The 25,454-nt window shown below is 61.7% G+C and carries 23 protein-coding genes and 1 pseudogene; 12 read left to right on the forward strand and 12 right to left on the reverse strand.

All coding sequences use genetic code 11. The features are described from left to right. The first annotated feature begins 11 nt into the window (after positions 1 to 11). Positions 12 to 1,934 carry an acetyl-CoA hydrolase/transferase C-terminal domain-containing protein gene (locus QRN10_RS12380; protein ID WP_181076298.1) on the forward strand — a complete coding sequence of 641 codons (1,923 nt, stop codon included), beginning with the start codon at positions 12 to 14 and terminating at the stop codon, positions 1,932 to 1,934. Between the two features lie 135 nt (positions 1,935 to 2,069). Here the strand turns inward: QRN10_RS12380 and QRN10_RS12385 are convergent, their stop codons facing one another. Both QRN10_RS12385 and rep read right to left on the reverse strand, forming a co-directional pair. Then, the gene (locus tag QRN10_RS12385; protein WP_003195447.1) at positions 2,070 to 2,642 is read right to left on the reverse strand and encodes a xanthine phosphoribosyltransferase; all 573 of its coding nucleotides are present in this window, start codon (positions 2,640 to 2,642) and stop codon (positions 2,070 to 2,072) included. A gap of 58 nt (positions 2,643 to 2,700) precedes the next feature. After that, entirely contained in the window at positions 2,701 to 4,710 is a 2,010-nt protein-coding gene (gene rep / locus QRN10_RS12390) for a DNA helicase Rep (protein WP_181076301.1), read from the reverse strand. A gap of 268 nt (positions 4,711 to 4,978) precedes the next feature. Here rep and QRN10_RS12395 point away from each other — a divergent pair, with 268 nt between their 5' ends. Continuing rightward, complete coding sequence (locus QRN10_RS12395) at positions 4,979 to 6,652, forward strand: putative bifunctional diguanylate cyclase/phosphodiesterase (protein ID WP_181076303.1); 1,674 nt, start codon at positions 4,979 to 4,981, stop codon at positions 6,650 to 6,652. A gap of 27 nt (positions 6,653 to 6,679) precedes the next feature. On the opposite strand, the gene QRN10_RS12400 is transcribed toward QRN10_RS12395, so the two are convergent. Next, the gene (locus tag QRN10_RS12400; protein ID WP_266247550.1) at positions 6,680 to 8,083 is read right to left on the reverse strand and encodes a NorM family multidrug efflux MATE transporter; all 1,404 of its coding nucleotides are present in this window, start codon (positions 8,081 to 8,083) and stop codon (positions 6,680 to 6,682) included. A 153-nt stretch (positions 8,084 to 8,236) separates the two neighbouring features. Between QRN10_RS12400 and QRN10_RS12405 the strand changes: the two genes are divergently transcribed. The 3 genes and pseudogenes from QRN10_RS12405 to QRN10_RS25315 all read left to right on the forward strand — a co-directional run bounded on the left by QRN10_RS12405 (position 8,237) and on the right by QRN10_RS25315 (position 11,311). Then, a complete protein-coding gene (locus QRN10_RS12405) occupies positions 8,237 to 9,157 on the forward strand; it encodes a LysR substrate-binding domain-containing protein (protein ID WP_266247436.1) in 921 nt (306 codons plus the stop codon). Positions 9,158 to 9,334: 177 nt separating this feature from the next. After that, a pseudogene (locus QRN10_RS25310) lies at positions 9,335 to 10,408 on the forward strand (Cache 3/Cache 2 fusion domain-containing protein); the annotation flags it as partial. A gap of 180 nt (positions 10,409 to 10,588) precedes the next feature. Then, on the forward strand, positions 10,589 to 11,311 hold the full coding sequence (locus QRN10_RS25315) for a methyl-accepting chemotaxis protein (protein ID WP_375139320.1): 723 nt from the start codon (positions 10,589 to 10,591) through the stop codon (positions 11,309 to 11,311). 24 nt (positions 11,312 to 11,335) lie between these two features. Here QRN10_RS25315 and QRN10_RS12415 read toward each other — a convergent pair whose 3' ends face one another. Next, complete coding sequence (locus QRN10_RS12415) at positions 11,336 to 12,832, reverse strand: YifB family Mg chelatase-like AAA ATPase (RefSeq protein ID WP_266247432.1); 1,497 nt, start codon at positions 12,830 to 12,832, stop codon at positions 11,336 to 11,338. Positions 12,833 to 12,998: 166 nt separating this feature from the next. Then, positions 12,999 to 13,259: an accessory factor UbiK family protein gene (locus tag QRN10_RS12420; RefSeq protein ID WP_034101453.1), complete on the reverse strand. Its 261-nt coding sequence runs from the start codon at positions 13,257 to 13,259 to the stop codon at positions 12,999 to 13,001. A gap of 419 nt (positions 13,260 to 13,678) precedes the next feature. Between QRN10_RS12420 and glnK the strand changes: the two genes are divergently transcribed. The 4 genes from glnK (at position 13,679) to sutA (ending at position 16,463) form a co-directional block, all read left to right on the forward strand. Further along, on the forward strand, positions 13,679 to 14,017 hold the full coding sequence (gene glnK / locus QRN10_RS12425) for a P-II family nitrogen regulator (protein WP_002555808.1): 339 nt from the start codon (positions 13,679 to 13,681) through the stop codon (positions 14,015 to 14,017). Positions 14,018 to 14,051: 34 nt separating this feature from the next. After that, entirely contained in the window at positions 14,052 to 15,389 is a 1,338-nt protein-coding gene (locus tag QRN10_RS12430) for an ammonium transporter (protein ID WP_181076311.1), read from the forward strand. A gap of 211 nt (positions 15,390 to 15,600) precedes the next feature. Next, positions 15,601 to 16,026 (forward strand): secondary thiamine-phosphate synthase enzyme YjbQ, encoded by a 426-nt coding sequence (locus tag QRN10_RS12435; protein WP_181076312.1) that lies wholly within the window; start codon positions 15,601 to 15,603, stop codon positions 16,024 to 16,026. A 101-nt stretch (positions 16,027 to 16,127) separates the two neighbouring features. Then, entirely contained in the window at positions 16,128 to 16,463 is a 336-nt protein-coding gene (sutA, locus tag QRN10_RS12440) for a dormancy-specific transcriptional regulator SutA (protein WP_181076313.1), read from the forward strand. A gap of 155 nt (positions 16,464 to 16,618) precedes the next feature. Here the strand turns inward: sutA and QRN10_RS12445 are convergent, their stop codons facing one another. From QRN10_RS12445 to lptM, 6 genes are read right to left on the reverse strand one after another with little or no spacing between them, the layout of a single operon-like run. Next, positions 16,619 to 17,314 (reverse strand): HAD family hydrolase, encoded by a 696-nt coding sequence (locus QRN10_RS12445; protein WP_253509777.1) that lies wholly within the window; start codon positions 17,312 to 17,314, stop codon positions 16,619 to 16,621. After that, positions 17,311 to 18,210, reverse strand: coding sequence for a tyrosine recombinase XerC (xerC, locus tag QRN10_RS12450; protein ID WP_285428475.1), 900 nt, complete (start codon positions 18,208 to 18,210; stop codon positions 17,311 to 17,313). The genes QRN10_RS12445 and xerC overlap by 4 nt, the downstream gene beginning before the upstream one ends. A 2-nt stretch (positions 18,211 to 18,212) precedes the next feature. Beyond that, positions 18,213 to 18,929 carry a DUF484 family protein gene (locus tag QRN10_RS12455; RefSeq protein WP_181076316.1) on the reverse strand — a complete coding sequence of 239 codons (717 nt, stop codon included), beginning with the start codon at positions 18,927 to 18,929 and terminating at the stop codon, positions 18,213 to 18,215. A 13-nt stretch (positions 18,930 to 18,942) separates the two neighbouring features. Further along, positions 18,943 to 19,773, reverse strand: coding sequence for a diaminopimelate epimerase (gene dapF, locus QRN10_RS12460; protein ID WP_181076317.1), 831 nt, complete (start codon positions 19,771 to 19,773; stop codon positions 18,943 to 18,945). A gap of 3 nt (positions 19,774 to 19,776) precedes the next feature. Next, positions 19,777 to 21,024 carry a diaminopimelate decarboxylase gene (gene lysA / locus QRN10_RS12465; protein WP_285428476.1) on the reverse strand — a complete coding sequence of 416 codons (1,248 nt, stop codon included), beginning with the start codon at positions 21,022 to 21,024 and terminating at the stop codon, positions 19,777 to 19,779. A gap of 9 nt (positions 21,025 to 21,033) precedes the next feature. After that, entirely contained in the window at positions 21,034 to 21,204 is a 171-nt protein-coding gene (gene lptM, locus QRN10_RS12470; protein WP_253509776.1) for an LPS translocon maturation chaperone LptM, read from the reverse strand. A gap of 238 nt (positions 21,205 to 21,442) precedes the next feature. Between lptM and cyaY the strand changes: the two genes are divergently transcribed. The 3 genes from cyaY (at position 21,443) to rnk (ending at position 22,541) form a co-directional block, all read left to right on the forward strand. Next, positions 21,443 to 21,775, forward strand: a complete 333-nt coding sequence (gene cyaY, locus QRN10_RS12475; protein ID WP_181076321.1) for an iron donor protein CyaY — start codon at positions 21,443 to 21,445, stop codon at positions 21,773 to 21,775. Between the two features lie 2 nt (positions 21,776 to 21,777). Beyond that, positions 21,778 to 21,996, forward strand: coding sequence for a DUF1289 domain-containing protein (locus tag QRN10_RS12480; RefSeq protein WP_181076322.1), 219 nt, complete (start codon positions 21,778 to 21,780; stop codon positions 21,994 to 21,996). Positions 21,997 to 22,127: 131 nt separating this feature from the next. After that, positions 22,128 to 22,541 (forward strand): nucleoside diphosphate kinase regulator, encoded by a 414-nt coding sequence (rnk, locus tag QRN10_RS12485; protein WP_181076324.1) that lies wholly within the window; start codon positions 22,128 to 22,130, stop codon positions 22,539 to 22,541. Here rnk and QRN10_RS12490 read toward each other — a convergent pair. Continuing rightward, a complete protein-coding gene (locus QRN10_RS12490) occupies positions 22,538 to 25,378 on the reverse strand; it encodes a class I adenylate cyclase (RefSeq protein ID WP_266247427.1) in 2,841 nt (946 codons plus the stop codon). The two genes, rnk and QRN10_RS12490, sit on opposite strands and share 4 nt — an antisense overlap. Between the last annotated feature and the right edge of the window lie 76 nt (positions 25,379 to 25,454).

Below are 25,454 nucleotides of genomic sequence, written 5' to 3' on the forward strand. Positions count from 1 at the left end.
AGGAGGGTCGGATGGTGCAGTTGTGTTCAATCGAGCAAGCAGTTGATGACGTACTGGCGCGGTTGCCGGCGCATATCCATATGGGCCTGCCGCTGGGCCTGGGCAAGCCCAATCTGTTTGTCAACGCGCTGTACCGGCGTATCGCCAAGCTGCCGGAGCGGGCACTGACGATCTACACCGCCTTGAGCCTGGGCCGCCCGACATTGGGCGACGGTTTGCAGAAGCGCTTTCTCGAACCCTTCATCGAGCGTGTGTTCGGCGATTACCCCGAGCTGGATTTCCTCGCCGGCCTGCACACAGACAGCTTGCCGGCCAATATCCGCGTGCAGCAATTCTTCATGCAACCCGGCAGCCTGCTGCACAGTGCATCGGCGCAGCAGGACTACGTCAGCAGCAATTACAGCCACGCCGCCCGCGACATCAACGCTGCCGGCCTGAACCTGGTGGCGCAGCTGGTCGCCAGCAGTGCCGAACACCCCGACCGTCTGAGTCTGAGCTGCAACCCCGACATTACCCTCGACCTGCTGCCGATGATCGCCAGGCGCCGTGACGCGGGTGAAACCATCCTGATCGTCGGTCAGGTTCACACCGACTTACCCTACATGCCCGGGGATTCCGAGCTGGGCATGGACGCATTCGACTACCTGCTCGACGAAAAGGACAGCACCACGCTGTTTTCCACACCCAATATGCCGGTGGGTTTCCAGGATCACTTTATCGGCCTGCACACCAGCACCCTGGTACGCGACGGCGGCACGTTGCAGATTGGTATCGGCTCGATGGGCGATGCACTCACGGCCGCACTGCTGGCGCGTCAGGCGGACAACGAGGCCTATCGCTTGCTGCTGACGGACCTGGATGTATACCGCTGGGCGCCGTTGATCAGCCGTGAAGGCGGGGTTGCGCCGTTCGCCCGTGGCCTGTACGGCTGCAGCGAAATGTTCGTGAATGGCCTGCTGGTACTGGCCGACGCGGGCATCGTGCGGCGCAAGGTGTACCCGGATGTCGCCACTCAAGAACAGGCCAACGCGGGCTTGCTCGATGACGCCGCGCAGACCGATGGCGTGTCGATCCACGGCGGTTTCTTTCTAGGGCCTCGGAGTTTTTACCAGCGCTTGCAGGAAATGACCCACGCCAAGCGCCTTGAATTCAACATGACAGGTATCAGTTACATCAACGAGCTGTACGGTCAGGAGGCACTCAAGCGCCTGCAGCGCCAGGATGCGCGCTTTATCAACAGCGCGATCATGGTGACGCTGCTGGGCGCGGGCGTGGCCGACCAGTTGGAAGACGGCCATGTACTCAGCGGGGTCGGTGGGCAATACAACTTTGTCGCCCAGGGCCATGCGCTGGAGGGCGCGCGCTCGATCCTGATCCTGCGGAGCTGGCGCGAATCGGCCGGGGAGGTCAGTTCCAATATCGTCTGGGACTACGGTCACTGCACCATTCCCCGGCACCTGCGGGACATCGTCATTACCGAATACGGCATCGCGGACTTACGCGGTCAGACGGACGCCAAGGTGATCGAGGCGTTGCTCAGCATCACCGACTCGCGCTTCCAGAATGACCTGATCCAACAGGCGCAGAAGGCCGGCAAATTGCCCAAGGATTTCCAGCTGGATCCGCGGTTCAGCGACAACACGCCCGAACGGTTGCAGGGTATCCAGGCGCGACATCGACGCTTGTTCCCCGAATATCCGCTGGGCAGCGATTTCACTCAGGAGGAGCGAGATCTGTTGCGGGCGCTGAACTGGCTCAAGAGCAAATTCAAGCTGACGGAGATTCTCGAGTTGGGCAAGGCTGCATTGGATGCGCCGGAACCGGAAGCGTTTCCAGAGCATTTGAGGCGGATGCAGTTGGACAAGCCTGAGGGTTTGAAGGAGGACCTCTATCAGCGCCTGTTACTCGCTGGCTTACAAGCAACCGCGCACTAAAACCAACACAAGGCCAACTGTGGAAGGGGGCTTGCCCCCGATAGCGGCGTATCAGTCCCAAATGTGTTGGCTGAACCACTGTTATCGGGGGCAAGCCCCCTCCCACATTTTGATCCGTGTTCACCTCGTAGCAAATTACTCGATGAAGGTGACGACGCCACCGGCCAACGACTTCACGCGCGCCAGCGACTCAACCCGATAACCCTGCGCGTCCAGCTCGGCGCGGCCACCCTGGAAAGACTTCTCGATCACGATCCCCAAACCGGCCACGGTTGCGCCGGCCTGCTTGATGATCGAAATCAGTGCCTGGGACGCCTTGCCGTTGGCCAGGAAGTCGTCGATCACCAGGACGCGGTCGCTGCTGGTGAGGTGACGCGGCGAGATGGCCACGGTGCTTTCGGTTTTCTTGGTGAACGAATACACCGTCGCCGACAGCAGGTTTTCGGTCAGGGTCAGGGATTGCTGCTTGCGCGCGAAAATCACCGGCACGCCCAGGTTCAGGCCGGTCATGATCGCCGGGGCGATGCCCGAGGCCTCAATGGTGACGATCTTGGTGATGCCCGAGTCCTTGAACAACGCGGCGAACTCGTCGCCGATCAGTTTCATCAGCGCCGGGTCGATCTGGTGGTTCAGAAACGCATCGACCTTGAGTACCTGATCGGAAAGCACGATGCCTTCTTCGCGAATTTTCTTGTGCAGTGCTTCCACGGAAAGCTTCCTCTAATGGCGCGTTGTGCGCCGAAAGTAGATTAAAAAGTAGTCGATTCTAGCGCTTTAACATCGCGCGTATGTCCGCCAGGGCGGTATTGCCGCGAACGGCCTTCACCTCGGTCGGGGTGTCGTCATTGCCTTCCCAGGCCAGGTCGTCCGGCGGCAGTTCGTCGAGGAACCGGCTGGGGGCACAATCGATGATTTCGCCGTATTGCTTGCGCTTGGCGGCAAAGGTGAAGGCCAGGGTCTGACGCGCGCGGGTAATGCCCACGTAGGCCAGGCGCCGTTCTTCCTCGATGGTGTCGGCTTCGATGCTGGAGCGGTGCGGGAGGATTTCCTCTTCCATGCCCATGATGAACACGTAGGGGAATTCCAGACCCTTGGACGCATGCAAGGTCATCATTTGTACACCTTCGGCGCCGTCTTCCTCTTCCTGCTGGCGTTCGAGCATGTCACGCAGTACCAGCTTGCCGATGGCGTCTTCGACGGTCATTTCGCCGTCTTCGTCTTTTTCCAGGGTGTTCTTCAGCGCCTCGATCAGGAACCAGACGTTGCCCATACGGTAATCCGCGGCCTTGTCGCTGGAGCTGTTGGTGCGCAGCCAGTTTTCATAGTCGATGTCCATGACCATGCTGCGCAGGGCGCTGATCGGGTCTTCGCCGGCGCATTGCTCGCGCACCTTGTCCATAAAGCGTTTGAAGCGCGACAGGCGGTCGGTGAAGCGCGTGTCCAGGTGTTCGCCCAGGCCGATTTCGTCGGTGGCGGCGTACATCGAGATCTTACGTTCGGTAGCGTAGTTGCCGAGCTTTTCCAGGGTCGTCGAACCGATCTCCCGGCGTGGCACGTTGATGACGCGCAGGAAGGCGTTGTCGTCGTCCGGGTTTACGATCAGGCGGAAGTACGCCATCAGGTCTTTGACTTCCTGGCGTCCGAAAAAGCTGTTGCCGCCCGACAGGCGATACGGCACCTGGTGATGCTGCAACTTCAACTCGATCAGCTTGGCCTGGTAGTTGCCCCGATACAGGATCGCAAAATCGCTATAGGGCCGGTCGGTGCGCAAGTGCAGGCTGAGGATCTCGACGGCCACGCGCTCGGCTTCGGCGTCTTCGTTGCGGCAACGGATCACGCGGATCTCGTCGCCGTGGCCCATCTCGCTCCACAGCTGTTTTTCGAACTCGTGGGGGTTGTTGGAGATCAGCACGTTGGCGCAGCGCAGGATGCGGCTGGTGGAGCGGTAGTTCTGCTCCAGCATCACCACTTTCAAGGATGGGTAATCCTCCTTGAGCAGCATCAGGTTTTCCGGACGAGCGCCGCGCCAGGCGTAAATCGACTGGTCATCGTCGCCCACCACGGTGAACTGGTTGCGCGTGCCGATCAGCAGCTTCACCAGCAGGTATTGGCTGGCGTTGGTGTCCTGGTATTCGTCGACCAGCAGGTAGCGCACCTTGTTCTGCCATTTTTCCAGGATGTCCTTGTGTTCCTGGAACAGTTTGACCGGCAGCAGGATAAGGTCGTCGAAGTCCACGGCGTTGAACGCTTTGAGCGTGCGCTGGTAGTGGGTGTAAACGATGGCGGCGGTCTGTTCCTTGGGGTTGCGCGCGTTTTCAAGGGCTTCGGGCGGCAGGACCAGATCGTTTTTCCAGGCGCCGATCATGTTTTTGATCTCGTCGACGCCGTCGTCGCCCGCGTATTCCTTCTGCATGATGTCGGTCATCAAGGCTTTGACGTCGGTCTCGTCAAAGATCGAAAAGCCTGGCTTGTAGCCCAGCCGCACATGCTCCTTGCGGATGATGTTTAGCCCCAGGTTGTGGAAGGTACACACGGTGAGGCCACGGCCTTCGCCACCCTTGAGCAGGGTGCCGACGCGCTCTTTCATTTCCCGCGCGGCCTTATTGGTAAAGGTCATCGCGACGATGTACTGGGCGCGGATGCCGCAGTTCTGGATCAGGTGCGCGATCTTGCGGGTAATCACGCTGGTCTTGCCGGAGCCTGCGCCGGCGAGCACCAATAGAGGGCCGCCGACGTAGTTCACGGCTTCTTGCTGCCGGGGGTTGAGTCGGGACATACGGAATGTGTGGGGTCGTTGATCAAAAGGGCGGGCATTTTAACAGGCTGGCAAGATTCTGCTGCTCTGGATCGACGGTGTGACGTACCACTCGATCTAAATTTGCCGGTTTTGCTACTTTGCCGCAGGATGTCGGGGCTTCTTGTGGTTAAAGCGCTGACAAATGATTACAGCCTGCGTGTTTGATAACTCTTATCATTGGTGATTATCAGGCCGCACGTCATAATGCCCGCCGCCAACGAAATTTTGCAGAGTCTAGGGAGCTAGCTTGTCTACGCCTGTCGAACCCTTGCGTTTGCTGCTTCTGGCCGATACGCCTGAGTGGGCAGCGTTGTTGCGCGAGTGCCTGGCGCCGATGGGCGATGGGGCTGTGCTGATCAGCGCGCCAAACTGGGACTCCGTGAGTCGTCTGTTCGATGACGACCAGAGCGCGGTGCTGTTGACCACACCGATGCTGCAACCCGCCCCCGGCCGTTGCAGCCTGCCCTGCGTGCTCCTGCTGGAGCAGGAACCGCTGGTTGCGCCGTTAGGCGTCAGCGATTGGCTGGTGCGCGATGGCGTGGCCGTCGACACGCTGCGCCGCTGCCTGCGCCATGTTCGCGAGCGCGGTGTGCTGGAAACAACCCTGCAACGCCTGGCCGAACAGGACCCGCTGACCGGCATCGCCAACCGTCAGGGCTTCCTGACCTTGCTGGCCGCGCGACTGGCCGAGAACGACGGTCGCGGCCTGGCTCTCGGTCACCTGGACCTGGACAATTTCCGACATGCCAACGACGCCCTTGGCCACCAGGCCGGCGACCGCCTGATTCTGCAGGTAGTGTCGCGGCTCAAGAGCCAACTCGAAGTCGGCGACCAACTCGCCCGCCTGGGCAGCGATGAATTCGCTCTGTTGATAGATACCCGCCGCGCGCCCCAACGTGCCGAGTGGATGGCCGAACGCATCACGCAAGTCATGGCCGAACCTTACTGGGTGGATGGCGAAAGCCTGCTGATCGGCTGCAGCCTGGGCGTGGCCCATGCCCGCGCTCGCGCCGGCGCCGACCCGCTGATGTGGCACGCCCATATCGCCATGCAGCAGGCCAAGAGCACCCAGGGCTGCACCTTTCATATCTTCAACGAACGCATCAACCGCAACGCCCGCAGCCTGGCCGACCTGGAAAGCGAACTGCGTCGTGCCCTGCGGCGTGATGAGCTGGAGCTGCACTACCAACCGCGCCTGGACCTGGACGACGGCCACATTGTCGGCCTCGAAGCCTTGGTGCGCTGGCGCCACGGCGAACGTGGCCTGTTGCCGCCCAGCGAGTTCGTACCGCTGGCCGAACAAAGCGGCCTGATCGTACCGCTTGGCTATTGGGTGATCTCCCGTGCCCTGCGCGACATGCAGGACTTGCGCGAACGCGGCCTGCCGCCGCTGCACATGGCGGTGAACCTGTCGTTTCGCCAGTTTCAGGACAGCCAACTGCTTTCCACCCTCAGCCGTCTGATTGCGGAACGTGGGGTAGAGGCGCAGTGGCTGGAATTCGAGCTGACCGAAACCGCTGTGATGCGCCGCAGCGATTTGGTCAAACAGACCATGGATGCCCTCGGTCGCCTGGGCGTGCGGTTTTCCCTGGATGACTTCGGTACCGGTTTCTCTTCGTTCGTGCACCTCAACAGCCTGCCGATTGCCCTGTTGAAGATCGACAAGAGTTTTGTCGGCGGCATGGAGGAGCGTGAAGAAAACCGCAAATTGGTACACGCCATGATCAACCTGGCCCACAACCTCAACCTGGAGGTGGTGGCCGAAGGCGTGGAAACCCAGGAACAACTGGCGCTGTTGCGGTTATTTGGCTGCGATCAGGCCCAGGGCTACCTGATCAGCAAGCCATTGCCATTGCCTGAGCTGGTGGCTTACCTGACCGTCGGCGATGGCCAGCAGGCCATGCCGGGCGCGGTTATGTAGCGCGGTGGAGCCGGTGAAGTCGGCCTTTCAGTCTGCTTGCGCAGCCTGAAACACGCCTTGAGTCGCAGGTTCCTGATGAATCATGCGTTTCATCTTTGCTTCAAACGCCCACGTCAGGCTCACCGCCGCGCAGGCCAGCCCCAGCGCCAGGCCCCACCACACGCCGGTTGGCCCCCAGCCCAGGGTGAACGCCATCAACCATGCCGACGGCGCCCCGATCAGCCAATAGCAACCCAGCCCCACCAGGAAGGTGGTCTTGGCGTCCTTGAGCCCACGAATACAGCCCATGGCGATCGTCTGCACGCCGTCGAACAGTTCGAACCAGGCCGCCACGGCCAGCAGGCTGACGGCCAATACAATGACGTCATGGAATGCCGGGTCGTTATGGTCGAGGAACAGTCCGATCAGAGGGTCGGAGTACAGCCACAGCACGGCGGCAAAACCCAGCATCACCAAGGCACCGAAACCGATCCCGACGCGCCCCGCCAGGCGTGCCTGCAGCAACTGCCCGGCCCCGTAATGCTGCCCGATGCGCATGGTCACCGCGTAGGACATACCCGCCGGCACCATGAACGCCACCGAGACGATCTGCAGGGCGATCTGATGCGCGGCCAGTTGCGTGCTGCCCATGGTGCCCATGCACAGTGCCGCGAAGGCAAACAATCCGACTTCCACCGCATAGGTGCCGCCGATCGGCAGGCCCAGGCGCCACAATTCGCGCAGGTAATGGGTGTTCAGACGCAGCAGGCCGCTGCTCAGCGGGTAAGCCGCATACGCGCGATTGCTACGGATGTACCACATCAGTGCCAGCGCCATGCCATTGGCGACGATCGCGGTGACCAGACCAATGCCCATCAGGCCCAGTTTCGGCAAGCCGAACAGACCTTCAATCAGCGCGTGGTTTAGCAAGTAGTTAAGCACCGTGCCGCCAAGGCTGATCACCATGACCGGCGTGGCCTTGCCGATGGCGCTGGTGAAACCGCGCAACGCCATGAAGCTCAGGTAGCCGGGCAGGGCGAAGGGCAGGATCGTCAGGAATTGCCCCGCAGAATGCACATTGGTTTCGGTCTGGCCGAACAGCAGCAACACGGGCTTGAGGTTCCACAGCAGCAGGCCGGCTGCCAGGGCCATCAGCCAGGCGAGCCAGAGCCCGGCCTGGGTCAGGCGCGTGGCGCCTTCGATGTCGCCCGCGCCGTGGCGGATGGCTACCAGCGTACCCACGGCGGCGATCACACCGATGCAGAAGATCGACACGAACGAATAGCTCGCCGCGCCCAAGCCGCCGCCGGCCAAGGCTTCGGGGCTCAGGCGCGCCATCATCAGCGTATCGGTCAGCACCATCAACATGTGGGCCAACTGCGAAGCGATCAGCGGCCCTGACAGCCGCAGGATGGCCCAGAGTTCGGTACGTGCCGGATGCTGCATGATCATCACGCTCGAAAAGTCATGGAATGGGGGGAGGGTTGATTCTCGGCGCTCCCGGCCTATTGCACAAAGGGATAAATGCGATCGTTCACATGATTAAAACTCATGCATCTGTGGATTCTGGTACGGTTCTCTTATTGCGTTGTCGGAGCTTTCCTTATGTCTCGTCGTCTTCCTCCGCTGTATGCCCTGAGGGCATTCGAGGCTGCCTCCCGGCATAACTCATTCACCCGGGCGGCGGATGAGCTGTCGATCACGCAAAGCGCCGTGAGCCGGCATATCCGCACCCTCGAAGAGCATTTTGCCTGTCGCCTGTTCCAGCGCAGCGGGCGCCATCTGCAACTCACCGAAGCCGCACGGCTGTTGCTGCCTGGCGTACGCGAAGGCTTTGCCGCGCTGGAGCGGGCCTGCCACACCCTGAACACCGATGACGACATCCTGCGCATGAAGGCGCCCTCGACCCTGACCATGCGTTGGTTGCTGGCGCGGCTCAGCCGCTTCCGGCATTTGCAGCCGGGCAACGAGGTGCAATTGACGAGCGCATGGATGAGCGTCGATGAAGTGGACTTCAATCAGGAACCGTTCGACTGCGCGGTGCTGCTGAGCAACGGCCATTTTCCGACGGACTGGGAGGCGTGCCACTTGTTTCCCGAGATGCTGATTCCGGTTGGCGCGCCGAACCTGCTGGACGATGGTCCCTGGGATGTGGCGCGCCTGGCCACGGCCGAGCTGCTGCACCCCACGCCCGATCGGCGTGACTGGCGCTATTGGCTGGAGCGCATGGGGCTGTCGTCTCAAGTGTCGCTCAAGGGCGGACAGGTCTTCGACACGTTGGAGTTGGGCATGATTGCCGCGGCGCGTGGGTATGGGGTTTCCATGGGGGACCTGCTTATGGTCGCCGAAGACGTCGCCCAGGGCCGGTTGAGCCTGCCGTGGCCGACCGCCGTGGCCAGTGGAGAAAACTATTACCTGGTTTGGCCAAAGACCCGTCCCGGTGGCGAACGCCTGCGACGCCTGGCGGATTTTCTTCAGAGTGAAGTTCAGGCCATGCTCCTGCCGACGGTGGAACGCCTGGATTGAAGCCCGCAGCGCCTGCTGCGCAACCGTTTGCGTGATACCCCTGCGATCTGCTCAAGTATTTGCTCATCCCGCCGAAGTAGCAGTATTGGAGCCACTGTGCGCCGACGTACCCCACTGGATAATTTGCCGAGCATCGCTAAGAGATCAGGATGATCCTGGCCTCGGCCAGGAGCTGTCATGTCTCAACCTCGCGCTCGGATCGCCTCACAACTGGGTATTGCCCTCGCCTTGATCCTGGCTGTCGCCATCGGCGGCAGCACTGTTTTTGCCTTGCGTTCCCTGGATGCCGCCAACCTTGATACCCGCGAGGAACACTTGGCCAGTGAGGCACGCTTGCTCGCCGATCAGCTCAACACGTTCCACAGCACGTTGCGTGAAAGCACCCAGCGCCTGACCGGGCTGTTCGAGCAGCGTTTCAGTGCCGGTTTGAGCGTGCGCGCGGACCAGCCGATTGCCGTCGCCGGTGTGCAGACCCCGAGCCTGTACCTGGGCAGCGATGTGTTGAACAACAACTTCAACGAAGTGGACGAGTTCAAACAGATGTCCGGCGGCGTCGCTACGGTGTTCGTGCGCAGTGGCGATGACTTTATCCGGGTCAGCACTTCCCTGACCAAGCAGGACGGCAGCCGCGCGATTGGCACCGTGCTGGACCGTCAGGGTCCGGCCTATGCGCGAGTATTCAGCGGACAGCCTTATATTGGTCGGGCAGTACTTTTCGATCGCTCCTACATGACGCAGTACAGCCCGGTGCGGGACGCCGGCGGTAAAGTCATCGCCGTGCTGTTCATCGGCTTCGACTACACGGACGCGCAGAGTGCCCAGTTCGAGAATCTCAAGCGCTTCCGTATCGGCCAGACCGGTTCGCTGGCCTTGCTGGATGAACAGAAACACTGGCTGGTGCCACCGGCCGGCGTACAGACCCCGGAGCAGGCGGTGCCGGTAATGCTGGACTTGGCCAAAACCCCGGGCAAGGGGCGGTTCTGGAGCGATAAGAGCGAAGATTTCTACAGTGTATCGGTGCCCTTCGACGGTGGCCCCTGGGCGGTCGTTGCCAGCATGCCCAAGGCGGAAATTCGTGCGGTTACCTGGGCCGTCGGCCTGCGCCTGGTCATCGGCAGTGTGTTGGCGATGTTGCTGGCGGTGGGCGCTACGGTCTGGTTGCTGCGCAGCAAGCTGGCGCCGCTGGGCGATCTGGTGCGCCAGGCTGAAGCCTTGGGTGCGGGGGACTTGAGTGCACGCCTGAACGTTTCCAGTCACGACGAAATCGGCCAACTGGCGCGCGCCTTCAACCAGATGGGTGAGGCGCTGTCGACCATGGTGTCGCATATCCGCAAGGCCGCAGAAGAAGTTAATGGCCGTGCACAGGCGCTGTCCGGTTTGTCCGGCGGCGCCTATGAAGGCATGGAGCAGCAGTCCGGCGAAATCACCAGCATGGCCGGCGCGGTGGAAGAGTTCAGTGCGACGTCGCTGAACATTGCCGACAACATGGGCAACACCGAACGCCTGGCTCAGGAGAACGCCCAGCAAACCCGCATCGGTCGCAACTCGATGCAGGAGGCCTCATCTTCGCTGGAGCATATCGCCACGGCGTTGAACAGCACCGCCACAGTGATCAACACCCTGGGCCAGCGCTCCCAGGAAATCGGTGGGATCGTCGGCGTGATCACGGCCATCGCCGAACAGACCAACCTGCTGGCGCTCAACGCAGCCATCGAGGCGGCACGTGCTGGTGAACAGGGGCGTGGTTTCGCCGTGGTGGCGGACGAAGTGCGCAACCTGGCTTCGCGTACCCGCGAAGCCACCGACGAAATTTCCGCAATGATTCAAAGCATCCAGAAGGAAACCGGTAACGCCATCAGCACCATGGAGCAGGGCAAGGTGCTGATGCAGGAAGGCCTGTCGCGCAATGCCGATGTGGCCTCGGCCCTGGCGCGAATCGACGAGCAAAGCCGCTCGGCCGGCCAGCAGTTCGCCGCAATTACCACCGCCACCCAGGAGCAGAGCAGCACCGCAACGCTGCTCAGCAGTAATCTGCAGAGCATTGCGCTGGCCAACAGCGAACAACGCGAAGTGGTGTCGAACCTGGCGATCACCGCCAAGGAGCTGGAGACCCTGGCGTCGGGCTTGCGGCATGAGGTGGACCGCTTCCGCTGAAGCGCTGGCGGGTAAAAACGAGGTTCAAGTGACCGCCGCAGGGCGGTATTGCAGTGCCTCCTGCAGATGCTCGCGAGTGATCGCCTCTGCCTGCTCCAGGTCGGCCAAGGTACGGGCGACCTTGAGCAGCCGGTGAGCCGCGCGCAAGGACAGTGTCAGCCGCTCGCAGGCATGTTCCAGCCAGCTTTCATCGGCCTTCGCCAGCCTGCAATGCTCACGCAGCCCTGGCAGATCCAGAAACGCGTTGGCGCAGCCCTGGCGTTTTTCCTGCCGTTCTCGAGCGTCGGCAACCTGTGCGGCCGCCGTCGCGGTGTTATCGCCGGGCGCTTGGGTGGGGTTCAGCGCCGTGGTTTCACGCGCGACCGTCAGGTGCAGATCGATCCGGTCCAGCAGCGGCCCGGACAGTTTGTTGCGATAGCGCTGGATCTGCTCCGGCGTACAGCGACAACGGCCGGTAGGATCGCCCAGATACCCACAGGGGCAGGGATTCATCGCTGCGACCAGTTGAAAGCGCGCCGGGAAGCTCACTCGGTCGCGCGCGCGGGAAATCACGATATGCCCTGACTCCAGCGGCTCACGCAAAACCTCCAGCACCTTGCGATCAAATTCCGGCAGTTCATCCAGAAACAACACGCCGTGATGCGCCAGGGTAATTTCCCCCGGCTGGGGTTTTGAGCCGCCGCCCACCAAGGCCGGCCCGGAGGCTGAGTGGTGCGGTTGGCGAAACGGTCGATGGGGCCAGTGGCTCAACGGCGCCAGGCTGACCACCGACTGGATCGCAGCGACTTCCAAGGCTTCCTGCTCACTCAGGGGCGGCAGCAGGCCGGGCAGGCGGCTGGCGAGCAAGGTCTTGCCGGTGCCCGGCGGGCCGCTCAGCAGCAGGTTGTGTGCGCCGGCCGCGGCGATCAGCAATGCCCGCTTGGCCGTCATCTGGCCCTGCACTTCGCTCAGGTCCGGGTACGGTTTGCTCAGGTACAGCAAACCGTCGGATGTGTAGGGCTCAATCGGCACGTGCCCATTGAGGTGCGCCACGACCTGCAGCAAGTGATCCACTGCAATCACTTTCAAGCCCGATGCCAGGCATGCTTCCTCCGCATTCGCACGCGGCACTATCACAGTGCGCCCGGCCTTGCGCGCAGCCAGCGCTGCCGGCAACACGCCTTTGACGGCGCGTACCTCGCCGGACAGCGCCAATTCGCCCAGGCATTCCACGTCGTCGAGCATCAACGTCGGCACCTGCACACTCGCGGCCAGGATGCCTAGGGCAATCGCCAGATCAAAACGCCCGCCATCCTTGGGCAGGTCGGCGGGCGCGAGGTTGAGGGTGATGCGGCGGGCCGGGTATTGCAGCGCGGAGTTGAGAATGGCGCTGCGCACGCGGTCCTTGCTTTCTTTGACTGCGGTTTCGGGCAAGCCCACCAGCGTCAGGGACGGCAGGCCGTTGGCCATGTGCACTTCGACGGTGACGGCGGGGGCTTCGACACCGATTTGGGCGCGGCTGTGGACGATGGCCAGTGACATGCTCGTTCCTTGAAAAATGAGGGCCGCTTCCTGCGGTTTTTCAAGGGTAGACGAGGCAAGTCAGCGCGGGGTGGGGAGGTTTTACAGAACGTATCTTGGGCGTGGCGACGTGAGCCTGCTCGCGAAGATCTGCGCGAACAAGCTCGCTTGTGCAAAGGAGTGTGGGTTATTTCTGGTCAGGCGTCAGCCGCGCTTCCAGCTCCGCCACCTTCGCCTCCAGGCTCTCCAGCCGTGCCCGCGTGCGGGCGAGCACGACCATCTGGCTGTCGAATTCTTCACGGCTGACCAGGTCGAGCTTGCTGAAACCGCTTTGCAGCAAGGCCTTGAACTGGCTTTCGATTTCATTGCGGGGCAGCGGAGTTTCGCCGCTGAACAGGCGAGAGGCGTGGCCGCTCAGGGCATCGAGGAAATCTTTGGGCGCGAGCATGGGAAATTTTCCGGAAAACAGTTGGCGGGCAGTGTATCACGCACCGTCTATAGTCTTTTTCACGGCCTTGGGCGCACGCTTTTCGCGCAGGGCTCCGGCGGGCTGCGCACCGTTTTTGTGCGCATCAGGCTCGCCACATCGCCCCGCAGGTGGGCATAAGTGAGCAAAGGATTGATTTCAGTGAGTTTCACGGAGCTGGCAAGGTTTCTGCTTAGACGATCATGACCCATGCACTGATGCAGTCGCTGTGACGAATGCAGTGCGCCGATGGATCAGGGGTACAGGTTTGTCACCAGTGGTTAGCTGGCGTCGCAACGGCATGCCGAGGCGACGACGCGTTACAAAGCCAGGCACTGCGCTTAGACTTGAGACGGGTTTGTTTTCCTGGGGCAAGTCCACCAATTCGGGAGAGAGTTTTCATGAAGCTAGTCACTGCCATCATCAAGCCGTTCAAGTTGGACGATGTACGCGAGTCGTTGTCCGAGATCGGCGTGCAGGGCATTACCGTTACTGAGGTCAAAGGCTTCGGTCGGCAGAAGGGTCACACCGAGCTGTATCGCGGCGCGGAATATGTAGTGGATTTCCTGCCGAAGGTGAAGATTGATGTCGCCATTGACGACAAGGATCTTGACCGGGTTATCGAGGCGATAACCAAGGCTGCCAACACCGGTAAGATCGGTGACGGCAAGATCTTTGTGGTCAATCTGGAACAGGCTATTCGCATCCGTACCGGCGAAACCGATACCGACGCAATCTAAGCCGCCAAACCCCAACGCCCCAGGAGAAAACAATATGACTCTGCGTAAATTCGCAGGGCTCGGAGCCCTGTTGTCCATCGTAATGCCAAGCCTGGCCATGGCGGCAGACGAAGTGGCTGCTCCAGTCCTCAACTCCGGCGACACGGCGTGGATGCTCACATCCACCGCGCTGGTGCTGTTCATGACCATCCCTGGCCTGGCGCTGTTCTACGGCGGCATGGTTCGCTCCAAAAATATTCTTTCGGTGATGATGCAGTGCTTCGCCATCACTGGCCTGATCAGCATCCTGTGGGTTATCTACGGTTACAGCATCGCGTTCGATACCACCGGTATGGAACAGGGCGTGGTCAACTTCAATTCCTTCGTCGGCGGCATGGGCAAGGCGTTCCTGGCCGGTGTCACCCCAGCCAGCATTACCGGCCCGGCGGCACTGTTCCCTGAGGCGGTGTTCATCACCTTCCAGATGACCTTCGCGATCATCACACCGGCGCTGATCGTCGGCGCGTTTGCTGAGCGTATGAAGTTCTCCGCCATGCTGATCTTCATGGCCATCTGGTTCACTCTGGTCTACGCACCGATCGCACACATGGTGTGGAGCGGCAACGGCGGCCTGCTGTGGGACTGGGGCGTGCTGGACTTCGCCGGTGGCACCGTGGTGCACATCAACGCGGGTGTGGCTGGCCTGGTGGCGTGCATCGTGCTCGGCAAGCGTAAAGGTTACCCAACCACGCCGATGGCGCCGCACAACCTGGGTTACACCCTGATCGGCGCGGCCATGCTGTGGATTGGTTGGTTTGGTTTCAACGCAGGTTCCGCGGCGGCCGCCAACGGTACCGCCGGCATGGCGATGCTGGTCACTCAGATCGCTACCGCTGCCGCAGCACTGGGCTGGATGTTCGCCGAGTGGATCACCCACGGTAAACCGAGCGCACTGGGCATCGCCTCGGGCGTGGTGGCGGGCCTGGTTGCCGTCACCCCGGCCGCAGGCACCGTGGGCCCGATGGGCGCCCTGGTGATTGGCCTGGTGGCCGGTGTGATCTGCTTCTTCTGCGCCACCAGCCTCAAGCGCAAGCTGGGCTATGACGACTCCCTGGACGCGTTCGGGGTGCACGGTATCGGCGGTATCGTCGGCGCGATCCTTACCGGTGTGTTCGCAGCGCCTGCATGGGGCGGCTTCGGTACCGTGACGGACGTAGCGGCACAGGTCTGGATCCAGTGCAAAGGCGTGGGCTTCACCGTGATCTACACGGCGATCGTCACCTACGTCATCCTCAAGGTGCTGGATATGGTCATGGGGCTGCGCGTTACCGAAGAGGAAGAAGCGGTCGGCCTCGATCTGGCGCAACACAACGAGCGCGGCTACAACTTGTAAGTACGCGGAAAAAAAGATGCCCGGCTTGCCGGGCATTTTTTTGCCTGGCGTTTGTCAGTCATACAGGCTCCGGCGGTTTTTGCGTCATGTTTGCGTCGGGACGTATAGAGCATTTTTCAGCATGCGAATGTCTTACAGGCATGTAGGCGTATTCGACACTTTGTTTTTTCCCAGAGCGCGCTAGAATGCGCGCCGATGGGCGGAGAACTGTATGTGGCAACAGACCCTGATTACCCTGCGGGCCAAGCCCCGGGGCTTTCACCTGGTGACCGACGAGTTGCTTGCCGGCTTGCCTGAATTAAAGGCGTGTCGCGTAGGACTGTTGCACCTGTGGTTGCAGCACACTTCGGCCTCGTTGACCGTCAACGAGAACGCCGACCCGGCGGTTCGCCGTGACTTCGAACGGTTTTTCAACTTGCTGGTGCCGCAAGGCCGCGCAGGGTTTGAACACAACGACGAAGGTCCGGACGATCTGCCGGCGCACTTCAAGGCCAGTCTCCTGGGCTGTCAGCTGAGTTTGCCGGTGAAGGCCGGCCGTTTGGCGATCGGGACGTGGCAGGGCGTTTACCTGGGCGAGCACCGTGATCATGGCGGTGCTCGCAAAGTCCTCGCCACCCTGCAGGGTGATGAGGCGTAAGCCACTGGTAATCCAGTGGATGTGATTTTTTTCCGGCGAGCTCGACAGAGGGTGAAGCTGGGCTATAACTAATCTGCTTTTCGCAAGTCATGAGGTAGAACATGAGCGACGATGATCTGGAAAACGACGACCTTGAAGTCGGTGACGAAGACGAGGCTGATGATAGCCTCGAAGCGGCGGCGGTTGACGACGTGCCTGACGAGGCCGATGACAGTGTAGGCGATGACGCTGCTCCCAAGGCCAAAGGCAAAGCCAAGGCCGCAGTGTCGGTCGATGAGTTGCCGAGCGTTGAGGCCAAGAACAAAGAGCGTGATGCCCTGGCCCGTGCGATGGAAGAGTTTCTCGCGAAAGGCGGCAAAGTGGTCGAGGTCGAGCCCAACGTGGTAGCCGATCCACCCAAGAAACCGGATAACAAGTACGGCAGCCGTCCTATCTGAGGCCAGCCACCTGCTTGTAAGAAAGAGCCCGCCGTCGCTGCGGGCTTTTTCATGCCTGATGATTTATTGAGTCTTATGCGATTCAACTGTGGAAGGTGGGCTTGCCCCCGGTAGCGGTGTATCAGTCCCCGGCTCCCAAAGTTAAATCTCCACGGTTATTGCCAGTTACGGAGCAGTTCCGGCAACTCCGTCAGGCTGCGAATCTGCGCATCCGGGCGCTTATCCGCCGCCCAAGTCTTGCCCGTCGGGTTGAACCACACTGCACGCAGCCCCGCCTGTTGCGCGCCGGCAATGTCGTCCCCAGGATGATCGCCCACATGCACCGCCGCACTGGCATCCACTCCGCCCCGTTGCAATGCCTCTTGAAACAACCGCGCATCCGGCTTGGCGATGCCGATATCTTCGGCGCGCAGCGCGAAGTGAAAGTAGTCCGCCAGGCCTACACGCTGCACGTCGGCGTTGCCGTTGGTGATGACCCCCAGCAGATACTGGCGACGCAGCGCCTGCAGCATAGGCTCGGCTTCTGGGAAGACCGTCAGTTGATGACGTGCATGGATGAACGCTTCAAAGCACACATCAGCCATTTCGGTGGCTTCGGGCTGTGGATAACCGGCCTCTTCGAATGCATGCATCAATACCCGATGGCGCAACAGGCTGATGCGGTGCTTTAGCTCCGGGTGGCGTTGCAGCACCTGTTGGCGCAGGCTGGCGAAGTGCTCCAGGGGCAGGTCGCCCACTTTGGATGCATGGGTCGCCAACCATTCGCGCATCGATGCTTCGGCGCTGATGATGACGGGCACGTTGTCCCAGAGTGTGTCATCCAGGTCGAAAGTGATCAGCTTGATACTCATGAGTCGCTGTCCTTGATGCGTTTGGCTCGTGGATGGGCGCTGTCGTACACCGTTGCCAGGTGTTGGAAATCCAGATGGGTGTAGATCTGCGTGGTCTTGATGTCGGAGTGGCCGAGCAGTTCCTGCACGGCGCGCAGGTCCTGGGACGACTCCAGCAGGTGGCTGGCGAAGGAGTGTCGCAGCATGTGCGGGTGCAGGTTCTGCCCCAGCTCGCGTTCGCCCGCGGCCTTGACCCGGACCTGAATGGCCCGTGGGCCGAGGCGCCGACCTTTTTGGCTGATAAACACGGCGTCATCTACCGGGTTGGCCAGCGCACGCAGCGCCAGCCATTGCTGCAACGCTTGGCGAGCCTTGCTGCCCACAGGCAAAACGCGGGTCTTGCTGCCCTTGCCAAGCACTTGCACCAGGCCGTCCGCCAGGTCCAGTTGGTCGAGGTTCAGGCTGGTCAGCTCCGACAGGCGCAGGCCCGAGGAATAGAACAGCTCAAGGATGGCCTGGTCACGGTGAGCGAGGAAGTCATCTTCCACGGCGCCTTCCAGCAACTGCAGGGCGCGATCGGTATCCAGGGTTTTGGGCAGTCGTCGTTCACCCTTGGGCGGTGACAGGCCGGTGGCCGGGTCGTGATCGCACAGGCCCTCGCGATTGAGGTAATGGTAAAGCCCGCGCACCGCCGACAGCAGGCGAGCCAGGCTGCGCGAGGACTGCCCCTGCTGGTGCAGCCGCGCGATCAGGCTGCGCAGGTTTTGAATGTCCAAGGCTTTCCAGCTGGCAACCTGATGCTTTTCGCAGTAGCCCAGGACCTTATTCAAATCCCGCCGGTAGGCTTGCAGCGTATGGGGCGACACCTGGCGCTCGTTGCGCAGGTGAGCGCAGTAAGCGTCCAGTTGCCGTTCCATGGCTAGCGCACCGCGCGCAGGGCGGTGGTGAAGCGCGGCAGGACGCGGCCAAGCACTTCGGCGATGTAGGTCAGGAACAGCGTGCCCACCGAGCTTTTGTAATGCGCAGGGTCGCGGCTGCCGATGGCCAGTACGCCATGCAGGCCTTGATGGCTGAGGGCGACCACGGCGGTGGAGCCGATCTGTTTGCGCTGTTCGGCACCGAACAGAAAGTCGAGCTCGTGCTCGCGCAAGGTGCCGCTGATGGTCTTGCCTTCGGACAGCAGGCCGCCGATGGCAGTCTGGGCTTCGCTGCCGCTGACCCAGCGGCCCACCGGCATCGGGTTGTCGCTGAACAGGATCAGGCTGACAAAGGGCACCTGGAAATCCTGGCGCAGGCTGTCTTCCACGGCCATCACTGTTTCTTCCAGGCTGGCGGCGTCCAGGAGTGTGAGGATCAGGCGACGGGTCTTGTCGAACAGGCGGTCGTTATCGCGGGCCACGTCCATCAGGTGCGAGAGCTTGTGGCGCATTTCAATGTTGCGCTCACGCAGGATTTTCATCTGCCGCTCCACCAGCGACACGGTGTCGCCACGCTGGTGCGGGATGCGCAGGGCCGGCAGCAGTTCGTCGTGTTCGACGAAGAAATCCGGATGAGCCTCAAGGTACGCCGCGACGGCAGCGGCCTCCAGAGTTTCGCCCGGGGATGCTTGTGCGGGTACTTGAGGCTTATCGGTCATTGGATTGGCTCTCTCATAGACGGACCTGTCCTTCGTATACGCGCGTGGCCGGCCCGGTCATTATCACCGGGTGGCCCGGGCCTGCCCATTCGATGGACAAACGTCCGCCGGGCAGGTCGATCAGCAGCGGCGAATCCATCCACCCCTGGCTGATCGCGGCGACGGCAGCGGCGCAAGCACCGGTGCCGCACGCCTGGGTTTCGCCGGCGCCGCGTTCCCATACGCGCAGTTGCGCGCGGTTACGCTCGATCACCTGCAAAAAGCCCACATTGACCCGCGCCGGAAAGCGCGGATGGTGTTCTATTTTCGGCCCCAGATCGTGCACGGGCGCGTTGTTGATGTCGTTGACGCGCAGCACGGCGTGGGGATTGCCCATCGACACGGCCGCCAGGTCCAGCACGTTGCCATCGACGTCTACCGCATAGCTGGTCGCCTGCTCGCTGGCCTGGAACGGAATGTCCGCCGGTACCAGGCGTGGCGCGCCCATGTTGACGCTGATCTGGCCGTCATTGCGTATGTCCAGTTCGATCACGCCGCTCTTGGTCTCGACGCGAATCTGTCGCTTGGCGGTCAGGCGCTTGTCCAGCACGAAGCGCGCGAAGCAGCGCGCGCCGTTGCCGCACTGTTCCACTTCGGAGCCGTCGGAGTTGAAGATCCGATAACGGAAATCCACCTCCGGATTGGTCGGGGCCTCGACAATCAGCAGTTGGTCGAAACCGATGCCGGTATGACGGTCGCCCCATTGTTTGGCGTGCTTGGGCAGGATGTGCGCGTGCTGGCTGACCAGGTCGAGAACCATGAAATCATTGCCCAGCCCGTGCATCTTGGTAAAACGCAGCAGCATGGCTTACTCCGGCAGCAGGCTTTCGCCAGCATACAACTCGGCTACCGTCTCGCGGCGACGCACTTCAAACGCTTGATCACCGTCCACCAGCACCTCGGCGGTACGGCCGCGGGTGTTGTAGTTGGAACTCATGACAAACCCGTAGGCACCGGCCGAATGCACGGCCAGCAGATCGCCTTCTTCCAGGGCGAGCTGACGATCCTTGGCCAGGAAGTCGCCGGTCTCACAGATCGGGCCGACGATGTCATAGGCGCGCGCAGCGCTGTTGCGAGGCGTTACCGCTGTGACATTCATCCAGGCCTGGTACAGCGCCGGGCGGATCAGGTCGTTCATCGCCGCATCGACGATGGCGAAATCCTTGTGTTCGGTGTGCTTGAGGTACTCGACCTGGGTCAGCAGCACGCCGGCGTTGGCGACAATGTAACGGCCCGGCTCGAACATCAGCGTCAGGTCGCGGCCTTCGATGCGCTCGCGCACGGCCTGGATGTAGTCGGCAATCAGCGGCGGCTCTTCGTCGCGGTAACGCACGCCGACACCACCACCCAGATCGATGTGGCGCAGGTAGATACCGCATTCGCCCAGGCGGTCGATCAGCGCCAGCAGGCGGTCGAGCGCATCGAGGAATGGTGGCAGTGTGGTCAGTTGCGAGCCGATATGGCAGTCGACGCCCAGCACTTCCAGGTTCGGCAACTGGGCGGCGCGGATGTACACATCCTCGGCGTCGGCAATCGCGATGCCGAACTTGTTCTCTTTGAGACCGGTGGAGATGTAGGGGTGGGTGCCGGCGTCGACGTCCGGGTTGACGCGCAGGGAGATCGGCGCGCGAACGTCCATCTCGGCGGCCACCTTTTGCAGGCGTTCCAGCTCTTCGGTGGACTCGACGTTAAAGCAATGCACGCCGACTTCCAGGGCGCGGCGCATGTCTTCACGGCTCTTGCCGACGCCGGAAAACACGATCTTGTCGGCCTGGCCGCCGGCGGCCAGCACCCGTTCCAGCTCGCCACGGGACACGATGTCGAAACCGGCGCCCAGACGCGCCAGGACATTGAGCACACCCAGGTTCGAGTTGGCCTTGACCGCGTAGCACACCAGATGCGGCACGCCATTCAACGGATCGGTAAACGAGCGGTACTGCGCTTCGATGTGCGCACGCGAGTACACGTACGTCGGGGTGCCAAAGCGTTCGGCAACCGCGGACAGCGCCACGCCTTCCGCGAACAGCTCGCCGTCCCGGTAGTTAAAAGCGTCCATGGGGTTCCCTTATTCGAAGGTGTCGTGCTTATGCGCTTTGGCTGGCTTTTGCGACGATTGCGCCTGATCGTTAGGGTCTTTGCTGTCATCGGGCAGGTACAACGGGCCCTTCTGACCACAGGCACTAACGAGGCAGGCGACCGCGACGAGCGCAGCAAGGGAAGAGATCAGGCGCTTCATGGCGAAATCCTTGAATATGCATTAATTGCGCCCGAGTATACCGACCACCCGCCACCTTGCCTATGCGCTGGAATACCCGTCCGGCGGGGGTTTGCCGAGATGGTAGGGAAGCGGACTACGCTGGAAGGGGATATTTCATACCGCCATCTGCGATGAAATCGGTATCCTTTGCAATCGGCGAGGCTCGCCCGTATCGTGCGGCGCTTGAGCAAAACCAGACACTTTTGAGGTTGCCACAATGAGTTTGACCGAAGCCCGTTTTCACGACCTGGTGGATGCCACCCAGGAGAAGCTGGAAGATATTTTCGACGACAGCGACCTGGACGTGGATCTGGAACAATCGGCCGGTGTGTTGACTGTCAAGTTCGAGAGTGGCCAGCAACTGATCTTCAGTCGCCAGGAACCGCTGCGTCAGCTTTGGCTGGCGGCGCGCTCCGGTGGCATCCACTTTGACTACGACGAAGAAAGCCGCAAATGGCAGTGCGATAAGAGTGAAGAGTTGTTGGGCGAGATGCTCGCGCGCCTGGTCCAGGACTATACCGGCGAAGAGCTGGACTTCGACGAGATCTGATCGTGAGCCAGCCCGCCCCCGTACGCCCGCCCAAGCCGTTGTTCAGCAACGTCAGCCCGGCGGTGCCGTCACCTTGTATCAGTTTGTGTCGCCTGGATGAGCAAAAAGTCTGCCTCGGGTGCTTTCGCCATGTGGAAGACATCCGCGAATGGCGCTCGGCCGACGACGATCGACGCCGTGTGATCTGCGCCCAGGCCGAGCGACGCAAGGCCCACGCCTGAGGCTGTCTTGTTTATTTGTGACGCTGTGTTAGTGTCCGGGTACGCCTCCACTCATCGAGGCCCGTGAGAACCCCGCCTTTTTCTGGCGGGGTTTTGCTTTTTTGTGCAGAAAAAAGGAGTCTGCCTGAATCATGACCACCGCACCGTCCATCATCCTCACCCGCCTTGACGTGCAGCGTCTGGAGCAACTGATCGACCGTTTGGGCGACGAGTCTCCCGGCGTCGAAGCGTTGCAGGCCGAACTCGACCGCGCCGAAGAGGTGGTTGGCCACGATGAAGTGCCCGCGGGTGTCGTGACCATGAACTCCAGCGTGCATTGCCGCGAGCAAGGCAGCGGCAAGGACTACCACCTGACCCTGGTCTACCCGAAGCATGCGAATGCCGACGAAGGCAAGATTTCGATCATGGCGCCAGTGGGCAGCGCGTTGCTCGGCCTGCAAGTGGGCCAGCACATCGACTGGCCGGCACCCGGCGGCAAGACTCTCAAGCTTGAATTGCTCAGCGTTGAAGGCCAGCCCAAGGATGGGGGCGCCTTCCCGCTCTAAATCTGGCGCAGCGCCTCATTGAGCGACAGCTCCAGCTCGGCCTTATAGCGCAGGTACAGATTACTCGGGCTCTGCACATCGCCGAGCAGGCCCGACAAGTCCAGGTCGGTGATGTAGCAGCGGTAGCGCTCGGTTTCGCGGCGCTGCCCGACGATCTCCCGGGCGACCACGGTGAACAGTTGGTCGCCGAACTCCAGTTCGGAAAACTCGCGCTGATTGCAGTAGAGGGTGATGCCCACCTGACCGGGTGCCGCCTTGCTGATAATGGCCTGCACGTCATAGAACGGTTTGTTCTCCGAGGCCAAGGGCACAGGCCGAGGCTCGATGCCACGGGCGCGTCCGCTGCCGGATGGCAACAGCTGGTAATACAGCGTCTGTACGGCGCTCATCGGCTGTTGCGGGTCCAGCGGCGACAGCGCGTCGCGGCGGTAGATGATCGATTGTAAAAAGCGCTGCAACGGCACCAACAGGCTTTGCTCATCATGGAAAGGCAGGCGCTGTTGCCAGAGTGCGTTGAATTCATCCAGCACATACAGCTCCGCGAACCCTTCGTTGACCCGGTAGAACACCTGCACACAGTCCGCCATACCCATGGGTAACAGTAGCGCCAGGTCGTGGTCTTCCAAAGCCATGGCGTCCAGGTGCAACGGACTGTAGCTGGCCAGTTCCTCGCTGAGGTACGCGATCAACGCCTCTTGAGTGGCCAATGAAACGTGGACGGCCTGGCCCGGCGTCAACTCCATCACGTGGTAATGCTGCTGCACTTGCAACAGGTAGCGATGGTTGGAGCGACCCAGCAGCAGGTTCTGCGCGGTGTCGAAGACTTCTTCCACGCGCTGCGCGATAAATTGTGCACGGTTGTGACAGAAGCAGCGCACCCGCAGGCGCGGCAGGTGATTCGGCGGTAATTGGTTGAGGTAATCGCGCAGGCAGTCGAGCAGCGCGTGCGGCCCGTCGTAGCGGCTGACCATGACCTCGTTCCAGCTGTTGAGGGTCACCTGGTCCAATGTCAGCACCAGGTTGTCGCGCACCCCGGCATAGCTCAGGGAGTCGGTGCGCTCGGTGGTCATCAGGATATTCAGGTCGCGGTGGTGTTTGAGCGGGTCGACGCCGACGTTGATCAGCAACAGCACCTCTTCGGGCACCGCCGAGCGCAGCAGGCGCTCCTCATCAACGCTGGTCAGGGGCAGGGCGATGGTCTGCTGCAGGCTGCCCAGCAGGTTGAACAACTCGAACTCGGTCATGTCACTGACGCCAGGATGCAGGGCCAGGCGTGTACTGCTGTCGATGACCCCGTTGCGATGGCACCAGGTGAGCATTTCCAGCAGGTCGCGGCTGCGCTTGATCGGCGCGAAGTGCTCGCATTCGAGCGCGGTGAGGTTACCGTTATACAAGCCCCAATGGTGCTGGCCAGGCTCTTTGCGGACGGGCGACTGCACCAGCGTGAGGGTGTCTTCGGCCAAGTCCGGGGCGATGCCAGGGTTGATGAACTCGACTTTGCCGGCCTTGCGCTCGAACGCTGCATACAGCCGGCGGCCGAGCACGTTGAGGTCGCGCTTGTTGATCAGGCTGACGGTCTGCTCCGTGCGCGCGAATTGGGCCAGGAAGCGGTAGCTGTGGTTCAGCTCGTTGACCAGGGCACGGCGTTCAGAGGCCACCTGGCGTACTTTCCACTGGCTGCGGCTGTCCAGCAGGGCCAGTTGGCGATGGTCCCAGCCCCACTCATCAGCGAGACGTTCGAGCAGCAGGCGCTGCCAACTGGTCGTGCGCTGGCCGCTGCTGAGCTTGCGATTGACCTTCAGATACAGCGCGCGCCTTACCAGCTCCAGGCGTTCGGGCTCGTTGCGCTGCGTGAGGTATTCCTCGATGCGGCGGTACACCACGATGTAGGGGTCCAGCTCGTCAAGGTCAACCTGATTGGCGAACACGGCTCGCTTGAATCGCAGGCTCAGACAATGCACCTGTGGGTGCTCGCTGGCATAGACTTCGGTCAGCAGCAGTTTGAGCAGCGACTTGTAAGGTGACTCTATGCCTTTGAACAGTTGCCACAGCCCGGCTCCCATGAACTCGCCCGCCGGAATGTGTGCCAAGTGGCCCAGGTCCAGGGTCTCGTCGGCACGGATGAAGCGTTTGGACAGCAGCGTGTGAGTGAACTCGGCGTAGCGAGGTTCTTCATAGACCGGTACCAGCCACCAGATCGGCGTGCGCCCGGCCAGCCAGATGGCGGTGCGGTAGAACTCGTCGAGCAACAGGTAATGTTGGGTGGTGCCGCAATCATCGGAGCTGAGCTGCGTATCGCGCTCACCGAGTACGAAGCGGGTCGGCTCGATCAGGAAAAAATGCGCCTCGGCACCCATGCTCAGGGCCCAGGTCTCCAGCAACTGGCATTTCCTGCGCAATTCGGCCAGTTCGCTCTCGCCCAGGTCAGCTGCGTGGCACACCCACACGTCCATATCGCTCTGGTCGGCCTGCGCCAGCGTGCCGAGACTGCCCATCAGGTACAGCCCGTGAATCGGCCTTGGCGGGTTGCCATGGCGTGGCTTATAGGAGAACGAGCGGGTCAGGCGCTGAGCTTCGGCCAGGGCCTGGGCGTCGGGCTCGAAATTCGACAGCCCGGCCGGCGTGCTGCCCGATACATAACCGGGCAGCAGCGGATGATTAACATGAAAAAACAGCGGTAGCAGCGTCAGCACGCTCTGCTGGCGTGGCGTCAGCCCCTCGACGGCTCGCGCCATGCGGCCTTCGTTCAGGGTCATGAACCGCGCACGCAACTGGGCCAGCACCTTGCGGTCGATGCCTTCGTCCAGGTCGGGGCGGATTTCGTGGGTGCGGGTCATGTAGAACTCGGCGGCTCGCAGGGCCCGGCATGGGCGGCCGTGTAGGAGTTTACAGCCAGAAACGTAGGAGGTTTAG

Origin of the sequence: Pseudomonas sp. lyk4-R2A-8, assembly GCF_030209095.1 — a bacterium.
Classification (GTDB): domain Bacteria; phylum Pseudomonadota; class Gammaproteobacteria; order Pseudomonadales; family Pseudomonadaceae; genus Aquipseudomonas; species Aquipseudomonas quebecensis.

Excerpts from the sequence above, each read along its gene's own strand:
- QRN10_RS12380 (WP_181076298.1), top strand. The coding sequence starts at position 12 with ATGGTGCAGTTGTGTTCAATCGAGCAAGCAGTTGATGACGTACTGGCG.
- rep (WP_181076301.1), bottom strand. The coding sequence starts at position 4,710 with ATGTCCCGACTCAACCCCCGGCAGCAAGAAGCCGTGAACTACGTCGGC.
- QRN10_RS12400 (WP_266247550.1), bottom strand. The coding sequence starts at position 8,083 with ATGATCATGCAGCATCCGGCACGTACCGAACTCTGGGCCATCCTGCGG.
- QRN10_RS12405 (WP_266247436.1), top strand. The coding sequence starts at position 8,237 with ATGTCTCGTCGTCTTCCTCCGCTGTATGCCCTGAGGGCATTCGAGGCT.
- QRN10_RS25315 (WP_375139320.1), top strand. The coding sequence starts at position 10,589 with ATGGCCGGCGCGGTGGAAGAGTTCAGTGCGACGTCGCTGAACATTGCC.
- QRN10_RS12415 (WP_266247432.1), bottom strand. The coding sequence starts at position 12,832 with ATGTCACTGGCCATCGTCCACAGCCGCGCCCAAATCGGTGTCGAAGCC.
- QRN10_RS12420 (WP_034101453.1), bottom strand. The coding sequence starts at position 13,259 with ATGCTCGCGCCCAAAGATTTCCTCGATGCCCTGAGCGGCCACGCCTCT.
- glnK (WP_002555808.1), top strand. The coding sequence starts at position 13,679 with ATGAAGCTAGTCACTGCCATCATCAAGCCGTTCAAGTTGGACGATGTA.
- QRN10_RS12430 (WP_181076311.1), top strand. The coding sequence starts at position 14,052 with ATGACTCTGCGTAAATTCGCAGGGCTCGGAGCCCTGTTGTCCATCGTA.
- QRN10_RS12435 (WP_181076312.1), top strand. The coding sequence starts at position 15,601 with ATGTGGCAACAGACCCTGATTACCCTGCGGGCCAAGCCCCGGGGCTTT.
- sutA (WP_181076313.1), top strand. The coding sequence starts at position 16,128 with ATGAGCGACGATGATCTGGAAAACGACGACCTTGAAGTCGGTGACGAA.
- QRN10_RS12445 (WP_253509777.1), bottom strand. The coding sequence starts at position 17,314 with ATGAGTATCAAGCTGATCACTTTCGACCTGGATGACACACTCTGGGAC.
- xerC (WP_285428475.1), bottom strand. The coding sequence starts at position 18,210 with ATGGAACGGCAACTGGACGCTTACTGCGCTCACCTGCGCAACGAGCGC.
- QRN10_RS12455 (WP_181076316.1), bottom strand. The coding sequence starts at position 18,929 with ATGACCGATAAGCCTCAAGTACCCGCACAAGCATCCCCGGGCGAAACT.
- dapF (WP_181076317.1), bottom strand. The coding sequence starts at position 19,773 with ATGCTGCTGCGTTTTACCAAGATGCACGGGCTGGGCAATGATTTCATG.
- lysA (WP_285428476.1), bottom strand. The coding sequence starts at position 21,024 with ATGGACGCTTTTAACTACCGGGACGGCGAGCTGTTCGCGGAAGGCGTG.
- lptM (WP_253509776.1), bottom strand. The coding sequence starts at position 21,204 with ATGAAGCGCCTGATCTCTTCCCTTGCTGCGCTCGTCGCGGTCGCCTGC.
- cyaY (WP_181076321.1), top strand. The coding sequence starts at position 21,443 with ATGAGTTTGACCGAAGCCCGTTTTCACGACCTGGTGGATGCCACCCAG.
- rnk (WP_181076324.1), top strand. The coding sequence starts at position 22,128 with ATGACCACCGCACCGTCCATCATCCTCACCCGCCTTGACGTGCAGCGT.
- QRN10_RS12490 (WP_266247427.1), bottom strand. The coding sequence starts at position 25,378 with ATGACCCGCACCCACGAAATCCGCCCCGACCTGGACGAAGGCATCGAC.